Here is a 15,153-nt window from a genome sequence, read left to right on the forward strand (position 1 = left end):
GACGGCGCCACGGACGCAGCCGATCCGGCCGCCGTCCCGCCCGCGGCACCGAAGAAGAAGGCTCGCGCGTCCGCGAAGCCGGTGCAGGCGGCGCAGGCCGCAACGGCGAAAACCCCCGCCCAACCCAGCGTCCCCCGCCAACCCGCGCGCAAGACGCGCGCGGCGAAACCGGCATCCTCCCGTGCCGACACCGTCGCCCCCAAGCCCGTCAGCCGTGGCCGCCCGCACTACCATGTGTACGTGATCGAGCTGTCGCCCGAGGTGCTGAACGAAGCGCGCTTTCTGCGCAGCAACCCCGGGTACGTCAGCGGCAAGCCCTGCGTCTACGTCGGCATGACCGGGCTGGACCCGGATGTGCGCTTTGACAAGCACAAGGCCGGCATCCAGCACAACCGCTACGTGCTGCGCTACGGCCAGCGCCTGCTGCCGGATTTGTACGAGGGCTTCAACCCCCTGCGCTACGACGAAGCGGCGGCGCGCGAGGTGGAGATCGGGATCGACCTGCGGTCGGCCGGCTGGGGCGTTTGGCAAGCATGAAGGGGTGGCGGGCGGCGCGCGCCGCGCGTGCTCAACGACTGCTTCTGCTTCAGCGCCCCGTGAGCGCCTGCGCCTGCGCCTGCGCCAATGCCACGCGCCCCAGCGCGTTCCGCACAGATCGCTATCTTTTGAGTAGCTGCCCGCGCTGGTTGATTTAGGCCCAGAGGCTTATTTGACCAGTGGCGGGCCTTGCACCACCGCCTCAATCTCCACCAGCAAATCGGCGCGGCAAATATCCGCCTGCAACCAGGCGGCGTGGGCCAGCGCCGGGGCATCGGCACCCAGTTGCTCGGCCAGGGCCTGCGCCACGCGCGGCTGGTCGGCCGGGTGGCGCACGTAGATGGTGAGCGCTGCGTTGGCCAACGTCTCCAGCGCCTGCCCGCCCGGCAGCTTGCGCGCGGCGGCCAGCACCGCCTGCAGGTTGCGGCAGGCCTCGTGCGTTTGCGCGTGCACGTCGCCCAGGTGGACGGTTTCATGCCCCAGGATCGACGCGGTGCCGGAGATGACCAGCAGCGGGCTGCCGTCGCGCCGCGTCAGCAGCGCCGCGCGCGAAAACGTGGGCGCCGCCGGCCCGTAGGCGGATGGGTAACGGTAGGCCGACACCTGGCGCGGGTTTTCGACCGCCGTGCTGCGCCGGTCTGTGGACGCGATCACCCGCACCTGCAGCGGCGCGCCCGCCGGGCTGCCCACCGCACTGGCCGCGGGCGAACCTTCAAACGCACTGCGGCGCGCGCGTTCAAACGCCTGCTGGCGCCCCAGGTTGAAGTGGCGGTAGCGTTCGAGCCCCACCGCAGGCTCGTTGATGCGCGCCACGTAATTCCAAAAGCGCAGCACGTGCGGCGTGCCGCGCGCCTGCAGCACGCCAAACAGCGCGTCGTACGCCGCGCCCGACAGCGCCTGCAGGCCCGCGCCGTCGTCCACCTCGGGCCAATCCACCGCCGCCGCCAGCCACGCGCCACGCTGCCACCAGCGCACGGCGCCCGTGTGGCCGCTGTGCAGCGCCTCGGCATCGCCGCCGGCGAGCCACAGGTCGTCAACAGGCGCCGCGCCGGGTCCGTCAACGCCCGCACCAGGCTGCAGAAGCGGCAGCGCGCAATCGACCCAGGACGTTGGATCGGCTGGATGGGCGAGCGCGCCAGTGACGTCGCCCGCGTTCACGGCTGCGCCCAGTCGCATGCCCCACAGCGTGCGCGCCCGTGCATCCAACGGCGCTGCCGGTGCCAGCGATTGGTCAAGATCGTGCGGGCGAAGCATGGGGAAAATCTGCATGTGCGAACTTGGCAGGATCGACAGAAAAAGGAGACGCCGGAACGCGCCCGCCCAAAACTGGCCGCCCTCGGCAGAAGTGCCGCAGACAGCCTGTGCGAGGCAGTATCGCGCATGGCCAGAGGGCTACTTGGCCTGCCAATGCAGGGTTTGCTGGCCGTTGACGACCTCGTCAACACGCTGACGCCAGCCGGGCGCAGGAAATCTGGGTCGAAATCGGGAAATCGGGGTCAGAGACACATTTCTGCGCCCGCCGCGCCCTCCGCGCGTCCGTCCTGCGCGACCCGCGATCGCGCCCGGCGCCCCACGCGCGCCGGTCAGGTCAAAATCGGCGGCATTCCAGATTGCGCCCCACGCCATCTCGCTTTCTTTTTTATAGCTGCCCGCGCAATCTGCTCTAGGGCCATAAGGCAAAAACATTGATAAAAGCCACCTCCCCCGCCGAGTCCAACGCGCCAACGCCAACCGGGCGCGCTCGGCTGCTCACCGCCGCGACCGGCGCTGCGCTGCTGACCGCCGCTCTCATGGCCGGCTGCGCCACCCCGCCGGCCGCCGACGTCGTGACGAAGCCCAGTCCGCTCAATCTGCATCTGCTGGTCAACTACCCGGCGAAAGCCCAGTACCGCGAAGTGACCGGCACGGTGCGCCTGCGCGTGGGCTACGACGCCGCCGGCGCCGTGCAGGAAGTGCGCATCGTCGAAAGCTCCGGCGACCAAGCGCTCGACGCCGAAGCCCTGCGCGCCACCCAAGCCATGCGCGTGCAACCCGGCACGCGCTACGGCGTGCCTGAAGCCGGGGTGATGATGGTGCCGATCCGGTTCGCGTTGGAGTGAGGGGCGAGCCAGGGACCGTTGATTTGGAGAAACGGCGTCAGAGAATCGGGGTCGGATTTGAATTTCCTAGTGCCTGCCTATCCGCGTGAGCCCCACTGCACATAGTGCCCCGCGCGGGCTCGGCACAGCCCCATCAAGCAATACGGTTGTTGGCCCGCCACGGATCTCACGCCAACCCGCTATTGCGTGCCCTCCCGCGCCTGCCTGTGGCCTGTAACCTCGACTCGCTGATCTCAGCCGCCACAATGGCATGACCGATAGTTCTTCTAAGAGTCCACCCCGCCATGGCCCGTCGCCGCCAACGCCGTGAAACCCTGCTGTCCGCTGGCGTGGGCATGCTGTTTTTTGGCGCTTTGCTGCTATGGGGGCGTAAGCTGCTGCCCCATGGGTCGGTGTTCGCGACAGCAAGTGAGGGTCTGCGCTCGCCGGGCAAGTTGTTCCTCGTCTTGGGGACATTGCTGGTCGGCCTGGACTTGGTCGTGCGTTGGTGGCGCAGCTCGCGAGCGCAGGCTGAGGGCAAGCTACCGCCCCTGCGAGCGGGCGACCATCCAGGGCCGCGTGGCCAACAGAGGGCACGTAAGGACGCGGAGGCACATGCAGATTCAGTCTGGCGAGAACCTCCTTTGACACCAGCGGCACCCGCTGTGGCCAGCTCGCTGGCCGCGGAGATGCCCACCAGCGCTGGCCCCGACGCCAACCCGCTGGGGCCTTCCCCCGGTACAAAACCAACGACTTGGTCCCCCGCCGTTTTCGCCGCCATCGAATGGCGTCGCTTTGAAGCCTTGTGCGAAGCGCTGTTTGCCCAGGCAGGCTTTGACACCCGCGCGCAGTCGCACGGGGCCGACGGTGGCGTGGACATCTGGCTGCAGTCGCGCCACGCACCCGGCCAGCCGGTCATCGTGCAGTGCAAGCACTGGCAAGGACGGCAAGTACCGGTCAGCGCGGTACGGGAGTTTTTAGGCGTGATGGCGTCGCACAAGCTGCAGCGCGGCACCTATGCCACCAGTTCCACCTTCACGCGCGAAGCGCTGGCGTTTGCGCAGGCCAACGGCATCAACGCGCAGGACGGCGCCGGGCTGCTGCGCTTGATCGCCCAGCGCACGCCCCAGCAGCAGGCCGCGCTGCTGGCCGTGGCGCTGGATGGCGAGTACTGGCGCCCGACTTGCGCCAGCTGCGGGGTGAAGATGGTCGAACGGACGGGCAAGGCGAGCGGCGAGCGTTTCTGGGGTTGCAGCGGCTACCCGAAATGCCGAGGCACGCAGTCGATGACGCAGGCGACGCAGGCGCGCTTGGCGTCTTGACACATGGCGGTGGCACAGCGCCACTTGCTACGTTTTCGCTAGCTGGCCGCGCAGATGGTTGTAGGGACAGAGGGCGAATGGGTACTTAAGCGTGTCGCCCGGAGGCGAGGCGCCGCCATTCGCCTAAAAATTACCTAAGTGTTTGATTTTTCTGAAATTTCCATGCGAAATTCAGTTTTCTGAAATCGCACGGAAATCATCTGCCGCACGCCAGTCACCGCGCGCACGCGCTAACCCAGATCAACGCCCGCCGCGCGATGGCCCGTCGTCCTCGGGGCGACGGTCGCGGCGGGGCGCGCGGTCGGGGTTCGAGCGGTCGCTCGGCGTGCGGTCGCTCGACGACGACGTGCGCTGGCGCTCGGCCCGGGCCCGGTCCACCTGCGCGCGCGCGGCGTCGTACGCGTCGGCGTCGGGCTCGCTCAGCCACATGGGCGCTTCCTGCGGGACGGTTTGACCGAAACGCGGGCGGGCGCTTTGCAGGGCGGACGGGCCCGATGGCGCCGCGGGCGCTGGCGCGGAGGAGGAGCGCGGGCGGTCGCTGCGGCGGCTTTCACGGCCGCTGGCACTGCTAGCGCTGGAGTCGGTGGTGCCCCTGCCGCTGGGGGAGCGGCTGCCGCGCTCGGTCGCTGGCTTGGCGCTATCACTGCTGCCGACATGCGTTGCCGCAGTGCCCCCTGACCGCGACGCCGACCGGCTCTTGCGCGGTCGCGCTGTCGCCGCTTCGGCAACCAGGCTACGCGGCGCTTGCCGGCGCGCCATCACGCGGCGGGTCAGCCATTCGAACAGCGCTTCGCCGAGCAGCGCCAGCGCGGCAGCCGGCAGCGCGCCCGCCAGCATCAGCGCGCTGTCGTTCAACGCCAGGCCGGTGACGATGCGCTCGCCCAGCCCGCCCGCGCCGATGAAAGCGGCAATCGTCGCCGTGCCGATGGCAATCGCCGTGGCGGTGCGGATGCCGGCCAGCACCGTGGGCAGGGCCAGCGGGAATTCGACGTACGCCATGCGCTGCGGCCCGGTCATGCCCAAAGCGGCGGCGGCGTTGCGCAGGCCGCGCGGCACTTCGGCCAGGCCGGCGCAGGTGTTGCTGAGGATCGGCAGGACGCTGTAGGCCGTCAGCGCGATCAGCGCCGGCAGCTTGCCGATCACGCCCAGCAGCGCGATCAGCACCGCCAGCAGTGCCAGCGACGGGATGGTTTGCAGCACGCCCGCCACACCGAGCGCGATGGCGCGCGCGCGCGGGTGCGCCAGCAGCGCGATGCCCAGCGGCACAGCGACCAGCGTGGCCAGCCCGACCGACACGACCACCAGCAGCAGGTGCTGCCCGACGAGCGGCCACAGGTCGGGCGCCCACAGGCGCTTCCAGAACCGGGCCAACGCGCCATCGGCCTCGCCCGCCACAGGCGCGGGCATGGCCTGACCGGCGCCCGGGGCCGACGCCGCTGACGCGGGCGCGTCCGTCGGCGGGATGACCATGGGCACCGGGCGGTTGGCGTCGCCGATCGGGAAGGTGCCCGCCGCCGCCGCGTCGACCGAATCCGACCCGCCCGGCGCGGGCGCTAACGCGGCGCCGCCCACGGCCGCGCTGCCCAGCCAGAAGCGCAGGAAGCCCTGGGCGATCTGCGCGAACGGCTGCGACTGCAGCGTGGCCTGCCCGTTCAGGGTGACCATGGTTTCTTCGCTCAGGCTGCCTTCCAACTGCTGCAGCGCGCGCCACGCTTCCGGCAGCCTTTCAGGCAGGTCGCGCCGGTACAGCAGCACCGCGTCGTAGCGCGGGAAGTAGCCCTTGTCGTCCGCCAGCACCACCAGGCCCAGCTTGCTGATCTGCGCGTCGGTGGTGTAGATGTCCATCACGTCGATCTGGCGCTGCGCCAGCGCCTCGTACGCCAGGCCGTGGTCCAGCCCACGCGGGGTCTGCCGGTAGCCGTAGCGCTCGGCCAGCCCGCGCCAGCCGTCGGCGCGGCCCATGAACTCGTTCGACAGGCCCAGTTTCAAATCGGGGTGCTTGGCCAGATCGCTCAGGCTGGTGATGCCCAGCGAAGCGGCCTGCTCGGCGCGCATCGCCAGCGCGTACCCGTTGTTGAAGCCCAGCGGCACGCCCACGCCCAGCCCCAGCGGTGCCAGCGCGCGGTCCAGCGCGCCAATGGCGGTCTTGCTCGGGTCCTTGACGATCTCCTGCGTGATCGTGCCCGTGTATTCCGCGTACACGTCGATCTGGCCGGAGCGCAGCGCCTCGTACACGATGGCCGTGTTGCCCAGCCCCTGGCGCACCTGCGTCTTGACACCCGCGTGCTGCGCCGTCTGCGACAGGATCTCGGCCAGGATGTACGACTCGGTGAAGCGCTTGGAGCCGATGCGCAGCTCGCCATTGCCGCCACCCGCCGCCGCGCCCTGCCCCCACACCACGCCAGCCACGCACAAAAGGCCGATCAGCAGCCCGCAACGCGCCACGGCGCGGGCCAGCCAGGAAGTGCTTGCTTTCATGCGGGGGACTATACGGGGGACGGGGCCGGGGGGACGAGGCGGGTGTGGGTGGGGAGCAACGGGGTTGACGACCCAGGTGCCTACGCATTCCGACAGATCAAACTAATCATCAAACATTTTCCACTCATCTACCCACCAGCAGGCCGAAATTTAAAACCACATACCGTCACACAACCTTATTCAACTCTTGACGTTAAAATTGCTTCGGCCAATTTTCATATTTTTGATATTTATTCGACGCCATCTTCCGATACTTCATTATCATGCGCAGCGTTATACCACGCATTAGTTGTCATTCGCAAAACCAGCCACCACGCATAAATTCCAGACGGCGAATGGCATGCATCCTCTTCGAGCAACCCGTGAGCCAGTTCGTTGCGCAAGTTTGGTCCGAATGCATCGCAAAATAGAGATGTGAACTCAAAAATTAAATCCTTTCCAAACACTTTTTCGGCTTCCGGCAAACTCAACAGCGTGCTCATTCCATTTTCATTCTGTATGCCATCCTTGTCCAAATTTGTGGTTTTTGCGCCGGCCATCTTGAGATGCACACGCACTAGATGCTCGATTTGCGGAATCAAAATATGCAAAGCGGTGATGAAGTCACGCTCATACCCCGCGAACAGCGCCTTGCCAAAAAGACCAGCGCGCTCTTTAGGCACGATCGGTGAATTGCGCGCCAATTCGACAAAATCTGCTTCTCGCAACCGATGCTCCAGCAGAAGGCTCTCCAGGGCTGGCCAAATGTAACCATGCACCACTATGCTGACCTGGATACCGTGGTCCCGAATCATCTCAGAACGAACAACTATTTCGTCGCCCTCAGTCAACTCCCCACGCATACTTATCGCCGGCCTCTTGGCAATAACTCTGCCGTCACGGCTCATCACGGTTGCGGCAAAAAGCGACTGGAGCGGATGTGCCCGTATATTCTCCATGGATCTGTCGCGCAGCTCCTCAGCATTTGCACCACGATGCAGATTGGCAAATGCGACAAGTGCATCTTGTACTGACTTTCCCGTTACCGCCTTTCGCGATTTTTCGACGATTCTTGTAATATCAATGCCCGGCGTTTTAATAAGGCCCATTTCACCCAACGCTCTTTCACCGGAATCATTCAGCCTAGCCCGCAGCTCAGCAATTCTCTCATCCACCCGGTGTGTGGATCGCTCAACCTTAGGAATCGTTCGGTAAACCTGGATGGCGTTTTCGTAAAAGCTTGAAGCGACCATGTAGCTTGGACTCTCCGACGCACTTCGTGCAATAGCTTCTTTCACCCAACCCTCAGCGAATGCTACGGTCATTTCAGCAACTTTGACCTCATCGGAAGCCGCTTTGTACCATTCGGCAGCCGAGGAATAAAATTCACGCGCTCTATGTAGGTCGCCTTGGAGTTCAAACCCTTGGGCTAAACTTTCCAATTTTCTTGCAACATCGACACTGTGGTCCCGACCCAGTCCATTTTGTTTCAAGACATCGGCTAACCAAACTCCTAGGAACCCGTCAGAGTAGTTGGCTGCATTCAACGCGGCGAATATCGTCGCCTCCATTTGTACCAATCGGTCGCCGGCGCCCGCCTTGAGCATCCGGGCTACGCCAATGGCACGAGACCAGCAGTCGTCTCCACCGCGCACCCAAGTGTCCGCGTCGAGTGAAAGGGATCGATATGCGTCGATCGCCTTCAACGCGAATTCTGTATTGCGAGGCTTACCCTTGAGCCAAACGAGATCGCAGACCCGTGCCTTCAGCCGACTGTCGTCTACCGCATCAACGATTTCTGCGAAGAACAGAATGTCCGTGTCGGAAAGATCGTCCGGGATGACTGAGCGCCGATCATGGAACACTGCAAAGGGCCTGAACGGCTCGTTTGGGCTGGACGGTGAGAGCATCATCGAACAGGCATCTGCGAGTAGCCAGAGCACCTTGCCGTGCTCGTTGCGCCCCTGATCTATCGCATTGCGCGCAGCTGCCGAAAAAGCCTGCCACATTGCCGAATAGCCCTCGCGAGGAGCTTGGTCTAGCGCCTCCTTCCAACCCGAAGTAAGGAAGTCATCGAGCGAAATAACCAAACCATTAGGGTAACGTTCAGTACTCATTCCACTTTCTCTCCAAAGGTGGACGCTGCGCTCAGTGCATCTCGTCTTGAGGGCAAACAAGGGGCGATCAGTCGACTCCGCAACACTACGTTCCGTTCGAATACTGACCGGCAATGACAACAAACAAAGCGAGCGTACGCGAAACCTCGCTTCCGATGCGAGGTGGGTGACGCTATATGACGTCAATTCGGAAGTGGTTTGGGCTGATTGGACAACCGTCGCCAGGGCCTCCTACCTCAGGAGCGCCGCGACCCCAACCCGCTACAGTCGCGGGTTCTCTGCTGTTCGCCCGCCTCATCATGCCCCTTCCCCTCTCCCCCACCGCCACCGCCACCCAAATGATCGCCGCCGCCCAAACCCTGTCCGACCAGGTCGACGCGCTGCGCTTTGCCCCGCCGGTGACGCAGGTCTACAACCCGCTGGACTACGCGGGTGAGGTGCAACGGCGCTACCTGGCACGCTACGCCAGCGGCACCAAGCGCGTGGTGTTTCTGGGCATGAACCCGGGGCCGTTCGGCATGGCGCAGACGGGCGTGCCCTTTGGCGAAGTGGCCAGCGTGCGCGACTGGCTGGGATTGGAGGGCCCGGTCGGTCAGCCCAAAGAAACCAACCCCAAGCGCCCGGTGGAAGGCTTTGCCTGTACGCGCGCCGAGGTCAGCGGCCAGCGGCTGTGGGGGTTGTTCCGCGCGCGCTATGGCACGCCGGACGCGTTCTTTGCCGAGCACTTCGTCGCCAACTACTGCCCGTTGGTGTTCTTTGAAGGCGGGCGCAACCTGACGCCCGACAAACTGCCGGCGGCCGAGCAAAAGCCGCTGCTGGCCGCGTGCGACGAGCACCTGCGCCAGCTGGTGCAGATCCTGCAGCCTGAATGGGTGATCGGCGTGGGCGCCTGGGCCGAAAAGCGTGCCCACACCGCGCTGGGCGACCAGCCCGGCCTGCGCTTTGGCCGCATCCTGCACCCCAGCCCGGCCAGCCCGCTGGCCAACCGTGGCTGGGCGCCGGCGGCGACGCAGCAGCTGGTGGATCTGGGGATCTGGCCGGCGGCCTGAGCGGCCGCTGTCGGCCCGCCGCGACACCTGGGGACGGTGGCGCTGGCTGTTTGAATACCTCCGTTTTCAAGCGGTGCTTGGTGTCAGCAAAACCGCCCGATGCATCCGCTACGCTGGTGTTTTCAACGAGGGAGAGAACACCATGAAAACCCGCATCGGTTTGGCCTTGATCAGCGTGGCGGTTTTGTCCGGCTGCGCCGCCACCGTCAATCTGGCGACGCCCGAGGCCAGCACGCAGGCCAAGCAATTCGCTCGACCGGCGGCCGGCAAAGCCGGGCTGTACGTGTTTCGCGACAGCAGCTTCGGCCACGCACTGAAGAAGGACGTGTGGGTCAACGGCCGCTGCCTGGGTGAATCCGCGCCCCGCACCTTCTTCTTCACCGAAGTCGCAGGCAATACCCGCCACAAGATCGAGACCGCTTCCGAGTTCTCGCCCAACGCGCTGGAGGTGCCGGTGCAGTCGGGCCGCAACTACTTCGTGCGCCAGTACATCAAGCTGGGCGTTTTTGTGGGCGGCGCCAACCTCGAACTGGTGCCCGAGGACCAGGGCAAGACCGCCATCGCTGGCCTGGAACTGGCGCAGCCCGGCACCTGCGCCCTGGCCACGCCGAGCACGCCGGCGGCCAAGTAAGCAGGCACCACCTGATTGCTATTACTTGAATAGCTGGTCGCGCAGGTGGCTGTAGCGCTACAGGCCGATTTCCTCTGAAATGGGCAAGCGCCGATCAGCGCAGCTGCCGCACCGCAAAGCGGTGCTTCGGGTGGACGTAAGCCTCCTGCGCCTGCACCAGTTGCAGCTCGCGCTCGCCCGACTGGTGGGTGCGCTCCAGCAGCTCGAACACGCTGGCGGTGGTCGTCGCCAGCGCCTCGGCGGCCGAGCCGGTGCTGAGGTAGTGCGCGGTGAACAGCGCCGCCGTCACGTCGCCCGAGCCATTGGCCTTGAACGGCAGGTGCGGCGTGGTGACGATCCACGCGCCGCGGGCGTCGGCGGCCAGCATTTCGATGGTGCCTTCAGGGCGGCCCGGGCATTCGACGCTGGTGACCAGCACGGTGCGCGGGCCCATGGCGAACACGGCGTCAACGGCCCGCAGGGTCTGCTCGATCGTCTGCACCTCGCGCTGGGTCAGAAAGCCCAGCTCGAACTGGTTGGGCGTGACGATGTCGGCGGCGGGCACCACGCGGTCGCGCAGCAGCACCGGGATGTCGGGGTGCACGAAGCAGCCCGACTTGGCGTTGCCCATCACCGGGTCGCAGGCGTAGACGGCTTTCGGGTTCAGCGCCTTGACGCGCGCCACGGTGGCAAGGATCACGTCCGCAATGTCCGCCCCGCCCTGGTAGCCGCTCAGCACCGCGTCGACCTTGGCCAGCGCGCCGCGCGCGTCCATGGCATCGATGATGGCCGCCACCTCGCTGGCCGGAATGGCCGAGCCGCCCCACTGGCCATAGCCGGTGTGGTTGGAAAAGTTGACGGTGTAGACCGGCCAGACCTCGTGCCCCAGGCGCTGCAGGGGAAAAACGGCCGCCGAATTGCCGACATGGCCGTAGGAAACGTGGGATTGGATGGAGAGGATGTTCACCCGCCGATTGTGCGCCTGCGGCGGGGGCTCCATTGGACGGCGGGCGCCGCGTGGCTGGCGCGACGCACCCTTTTTGCAGCGCCAACGCAGTTTTCATGCTTTCGCCGACGGTGGCCTAGCACCGTTGACAATCGCCATGATGGGCTGATGCCCCCGCAGCCGGCGCACGCTGTGCGACGCCCCCACGTACTGACGCATTTCGATGACGATGGCACCCTCTCCCTTTGACTGGAACGACGGACCGGCCCAGTTCCTGCGCGCCTGCCCCGACCTGACGCTGAAAAGCAGCGACAACCACACCTGGGTGCTGACTTCGTCCAGGACCGCCGGCCAGCTGGCGTTGCAGCTGTGGATCCACGACTTGGGAAGCGGCGGCCTGTCGGCGCGCCGCCCCGCTGCAGGCGAAGACCTGGCCCAGTTGCCGGCCTGCGAGCGCCAGCACCTGTGGGTCACCGTGCGCGACGACGACGGCGAGCACACGCACAGCGAAGTGCTGTGCGACACGGCCAGGCTGCACGCGCTGCTGCAACAGTGGCGCCTGCCGATGGCACCGACGCCCAAAACGTGCCGCGTAGCACCTGCCGCAGCGCGCTCGGCCGCCCCCCAGCCACCCGGTCCGTGGCCGGCACCGCCTCACCCCACGGACACGGCGGCGCTGGACAACCTGGCGGACAGCGACCGGGCCGCCGCGCAGGCGCAGCTGCAAGCCAATCTGGAACGCCTGGACGTGGCGCGGCTGGCCGGCCACTGGCCGCGCGACGCGCGCGGGCGGCTGGCGGCCAAGACCACGGCGCTGCTCGGCGTCTACGGCCCGCCGGTCACGGTGAACCAGCGCCAGCCCTGCCTGCTGATCACGTCGGGCGGCGTGCGCGACATGCCGCAGTGGCAGTTGCGGCTGAGCATGGAATTCCGTGAAAACCAACGCCACCAGTGGGACGCGGCGCCCTGGCTGTGGTCCGACCAGGCCCACGCGCCCGCCGCGCCGCGCCATGCGGACGAGGTGCGCGCCCTGATCGCCGAAGGGCGCATCAGCGAAGCGTGCGCGCTGTGCGACGTGGTGTTGGCCGATGGCGTGCTGCGCCTGGCGGCCGGCCTGCCGCTGTCGCGCTTTGCCGCACCCCGGCCGGACTGGGCCGACGCCTTGCACGACGCCCTGACCCAACTGGCGCCGTGGCGCCTGGCGGGCGGCCTGGCGCGCATCCAGACGCGGTTGGCGGCCGCCAACCGCCGGCCGCCGCGCCCCGGCAGCTGGGCGCGCAAGCTGTTCTGGTTACCGGGTCAGCGGACCGCGTCGCGCGCAGGACTGGGCGCGCGTTTGGGCGCGCACGGCGGCCCGCTGCTGGAGGTGATCGATACGGCGTCGAACGCGCTGTTCCCCTCCCCCGACTGGTGGGACGACCGGGCCGATCGGCCCGGCTGACGCCCGGGGCCGCTGGGCGTGCAGCCTCCCCGGCACCGGTCCACGTGCATACTGCACCCTGCTTGTGCGCCACCGTTGTCCAGGAGCCCCCATGATCACCCTGCAATTTCTGATCACCTCCCTCATCGTCGTGCTGATCCCGGGCACGGGGGTGGTGTTCACCGTGGCCACCGGCATCACGCGCGGGCGCCGCGCGGCGGTGTGGGCGTCTGTGGGCTGCACGTTGGGGATCGTGCCGCACCTGCTGGCCACGGTGCTGGGCCTGGCGGCGGTGATGCACGCCAGCGCGCTGGCGTTCGAGGTGCTGAAGTTCGCCGGCGTGCTGTACCTGCTGTACCTGGCGGTGATGACCTGGCGGGACCGTTCGGGCTTTGCGATCGACCCCAGCAGCGCACCCGAAACATCAACTGCGCGCATCGTGCTGCGGGCCTTTCTGATGAACATCCTCAACCCCAAGCTGACGATCTTCTTCCTGGCCTTCCTGCCGCAGTTTGTGCACCCCGGTCAAGCGCTGCCGCCGATGGCGCAGATGCTGGTGCTCAGCGCCGTGTTCATGGCCATGACCTTCGGCGTGTTCGTGGTCTACGGCTTCATGGCCCACGCCTTCCGCCGTGCGGTGGTCGAATCGCCGAGCGTGCAGGCCTGGCTGCGGCGCGGTTTCGCCGTCTCGTTCGCCGGGCTGGGCGTGAACCTGGCGCTGTCCAACCGCTGAGGCCGGCGCGCCGCGCCGGGAGCCGCGACGCGTTCGGGCCTTCAGCCGCTCTCGCGGTGCCAGGCCGCATGGCCGGCGGCCCTGGCTTCATCCCAGGTCAGGCGGGACTTGCCCTTGAGCGCGTCCCAGTCGCGCGCCAGGTCGGCCTCGGCCTCCTGCCAGGTCTTGCCGACGTAACGCGTGCGGCCCTGGTAGCCCAGGCGGTAAGCGGGCGAATAGTCGTCCTCGAAGTTGTAGTCGCCGACGAAGCCGGGCTGATCGCGGAAGTTGTCGCGCCAGTAGCTGTAGTCGGGGTCGGTCGCGTCGACCGCGGCGTAGCCGCCCAGCGCGCCCAGGATGGCGCCCACGGTGCCGCCCACGAACACGCCGACCGGCCCGCCGACCATGCCGACGGCCGCGCCAGCCGCGGCGCCGGCCACCATGCCGCCGCCAGCGCCCACGCTTTTGACTTCGCGCGCAGCGGTTTCGGCGTCGATCGGCTCCTGCGCCACCAGCCGTGGGTCTTGCGAAGGCTGCTGCAGTGGCGCCGGGGTGTCGGGTTCAACAGGGGGTTTCTTGTCGGTCATTTGAATCTCCTTGCGGCAGGCATGCGGCCTGCCATGCGGTTCACGGCGGGTGTCGGTGGGGATCCGGGCGCCTTGCCGCCCTACCGGCCCGCTGATCGGCCACCGTAGGGGCCATAGCTTCACTGTGGCCCGGAAGACGCGGCACCGCGACGGTCCCGGACCGGACACGCCTGTCGGCCCTTGGCTTCCGCAGGCGTAGGAGAAGCCTGTCGGGCGGGGCCATCGCTGCGCGACCCCATCTCCGCTTGTGGACGAACGACCTTCCGGCGGGCTCACCCGTTGGGCGACTCACCCAGCCAGGCCGGCGCGTCTCGCCCGCACGCCGCGACACCGGGCACCGCGTCCGGCAAGGCCTGGCGCGCGATGGCGTACAGCGCGTCCAGGTCATCGCCCAGCCGCGTGGGCGTCAGGCCGTCGGCCAGTGTCTGCAGGACGCCCGTCCTTTCAGACGGCACGCCGTCGACGCCGGTGAACAGGTTGAACTTCATCAACAGCTTCTGGTCGCCCGCGTGGGGCGGGCGCGGCAGGCGCTGCAGAAAATCGTTGAAGGCCGGGTGCTGCGCGCGCGTGGCCTGCAGCCAGTCCCAGCGGTTGCACTGGCCGTAGGTCTTGAAGTTGCCCTCGCCCATGCCGCAAGGGAACATGTTGGCGTTCAACATGGCCAGCTCGTCCAGGATCTGCGCGTCGCTCCAGCCCGCGGCTTCGCGCTCGGCCACGCGGGCGAAGATGTCAACGGGTGCGGTGCCGAAGTCGGCGTCGTTTTCGATCTGCAGCACCTGCGACGCTTCTGGCGCGCCGCCCTGCTTGGCGCGGCACAGGCGCGCCTGGTTGAGCCAGGCGTGCGCCTCGCCCAACTCGCGCGCACGGGCGTAGGCCTGAGCGCTGTCGAAGCTGGCCACGGGCAGCCATTGCTCGGGGCACTGCAGCGCATGGCCCAGCTCGTGCGCCAGCGCGCCGAACGTGCTGTGCGCGCAGGCGGCCGGCGGCGGCGGGCAGAAGAAGCGGATGGCGTCCGGCGCGCCGGTGGCGCCGGAGAAATCGGCGTCCACGCGCTCGATGCGACCACCGCTTTCGTAGAACCGCGTCAGCTGCGCCCACATGGCGGGCGTGTGGAGAACAGCCTGGCGCTCGGCGTCAGAAAAACCGGCGTCGCGCAGGTCGCGCTGAATGCGGCGGGTAAGAAACCACATGGGCGCACTGTAGCGCGCGGGCGCGGATCGCGCGGGAGCGGTTCCGCGGGCCGGTGCGGCGCCAGGGCAGTGCTGCGGGCTTGGCATAAAACTATCAAAACCGTAGCTGCCAGCGCAGGTGGGTCTAG

13 protein-coding genes are annotated in these 15,153 nt (G+C 67.2%); 7 read left to right on the top strand and 6 right to left on the bottom strand.

Translation table 11 applies throughout. From position 1 onward, the window contains the following. Positions 1 to 234: 234 nt before the first annotated feature. Positions 235 to 537 carry a hypothetical protein gene (locus FVQ98_RS00460; protein WP_147911762.1) on the top strand — a complete coding sequence of 101 codons (303 nt, stop codon included), beginning with the start codon at positions 235 to 237 and terminating at the stop codon, positions 535 to 537. Between the two features lie 168 nt (positions 538 to 705). Here FVQ98_RS00460 and FVQ98_RS00465 read toward each other — a convergent pair whose 3' ends face one another. After that, complete coding sequence (locus tag FVQ98_RS00465) at positions 706 to 1,791, bottom strand: chorismate transformation enzyme, FkbO/Hyg5 family (RefSeq protein WP_147911459.1); 1,086 nt, start codon at positions 1,789 to 1,791, stop codon at positions 706 to 708. Positions 1,792 to 2,222: 431 nt separating this feature from the next. On the opposite strand from FVQ98_RS00465, the gene FVQ98_RS00470 reads away from it, so the two are divergent. After that, entirely contained in the window at positions 2,223 to 2,636 is a 414-nt protein-coding gene (locus FVQ98_RS00470) for an energy transducer TonB (RefSeq protein WP_147911460.1), read from the top strand. Between the two features lie 668 nt (positions 2,637 to 3,304). Further along, positions 3,305 to 3,937 carry a restriction endonuclease gene (locus FVQ98_RS00475; protein WP_255507555.1) on the top strand — a complete coding sequence of 211 codons (633 nt, stop codon included), beginning with the start codon at positions 3,305 to 3,307 and terminating at the stop codon, positions 3,935 to 3,937. A 240-nt stretch (positions 3,938 to 4,177) separates the two neighbouring features. Here FVQ98_RS00475 and FVQ98_RS00480 read toward each other — a convergent pair whose 3' ends face one another. Next, positions 4,178 to 6,415: an ABC transporter permease/substrate-binding protein gene (locus FVQ98_RS00480; protein WP_187265578.1), complete on the bottom strand. Its 2,238-nt coding sequence runs from the start codon at positions 6,413 to 6,415 to the stop codon at positions 4,178 to 4,180. 230 nt (positions 6,416 to 6,645) lie between these two features. Continuing rightward, positions 6,646 to 8,511, bottom strand: a complete 1,866-nt coding sequence (locus tag FVQ98_RS00485; protein ID WP_147911461.1) for a DUF4209 domain-containing protein — start codon at positions 8,509 to 8,511, stop codon at positions 6,646 to 6,648. A 299-nt stretch (positions 8,512 to 8,810) separates the two neighbouring features. Between FVQ98_RS00485 and FVQ98_RS00490 the strand changes: the two genes are divergently transcribed. After that, positions 8,811 to 9,560, top strand: coding sequence for a uracil-DNA glycosylase family protein (locus FVQ98_RS00490; protein ID WP_147911462.1), 750 nt, complete (start codon positions 8,811 to 8,813; stop codon positions 9,558 to 9,560). A 142-nt stretch (positions 9,561 to 9,702) separates the two neighbouring features. Beyond that, positions 9,703 to 10,191: a DUF2846 domain-containing protein gene (locus FVQ98_RS00495; RefSeq protein WP_147911463.1), complete on the top strand. Its 489-nt coding sequence runs from the start codon at positions 9,703 to 9,705 to the stop codon at positions 10,189 to 10,191. 94 nt (positions 10,192 to 10,285) lie between these two features. Here the strand turns inward: FVQ98_RS00495 and pdxY are convergent, their stop codons facing one another. Continuing rightward, the gene (pdxY, locus tag FVQ98_RS00500; protein WP_147911464.1) at positions 10,286 to 11,137 is read right to left on the bottom strand and encodes a pyridoxal kinase PdxY; all 852 of its coding nucleotides are present in this window, start codon (positions 11,135 to 11,137) and stop codon (positions 10,286 to 10,288) included. A 208-nt stretch (positions 11,138 to 11,345) separates the two neighbouring features. Here pdxY and FVQ98_RS00505 point away from each other — a divergent pair, with 208 nt between their 5' ends. Beyond that, positions 11,346 to 12,557: a hypothetical protein gene (locus FVQ98_RS00505; protein WP_147911465.1), complete on the top strand. Its 1,212-nt coding sequence runs from the start codon at positions 11,346 to 11,348 to the stop codon at positions 12,555 to 12,557. Between the two features lie 91 nt (positions 12,558 to 12,648). Further along, on the top strand, positions 12,649 to 13,269 hold the full coding sequence (locus FVQ98_RS00510; protein WP_147911466.1) for a LysE family translocator: 621 nt from the start codon (positions 12,649 to 12,651) through the stop codon (positions 13,267 to 13,269). Between the two features lie 41 nt (positions 13,270 to 13,310). On the opposite strand, the gene FVQ98_RS19540 is transcribed toward FVQ98_RS00510, so the two are convergent. Both FVQ98_RS19540 and FVQ98_RS00520 read right to left on the bottom strand, forming a co-directional pair. Then, entirely contained in the window at positions 13,311 to 13,835 is a 525-nt protein-coding gene (locus tag FVQ98_RS19540; RefSeq protein ID WP_255507556.1) for a hypothetical protein, read from the bottom strand. Between the two features lie 272 nt (positions 13,836 to 14,107). Beyond that, the gene (locus FVQ98_RS00520) at positions 14,108 to 15,025 is read right to left on the bottom strand and encodes a hypothetical protein (protein ID WP_147911467.1); all 918 of its coding nucleotides are present in this window, start codon (positions 15,023 to 15,025) and stop codon (positions 14,108 to 14,110) included. Positions 15,026 to 15,153 lie beyond the last annotated feature (128 nt).

The sequence above is a fragment of the Ottowia flava genome (assembly GCF_008017535.1).
Classification (GTDB): Bacteria; Pseudomonadota; Gammaproteobacteria; order Burkholderiales; family Burkholderiaceae_C; genus Ottowia; species Ottowia flava.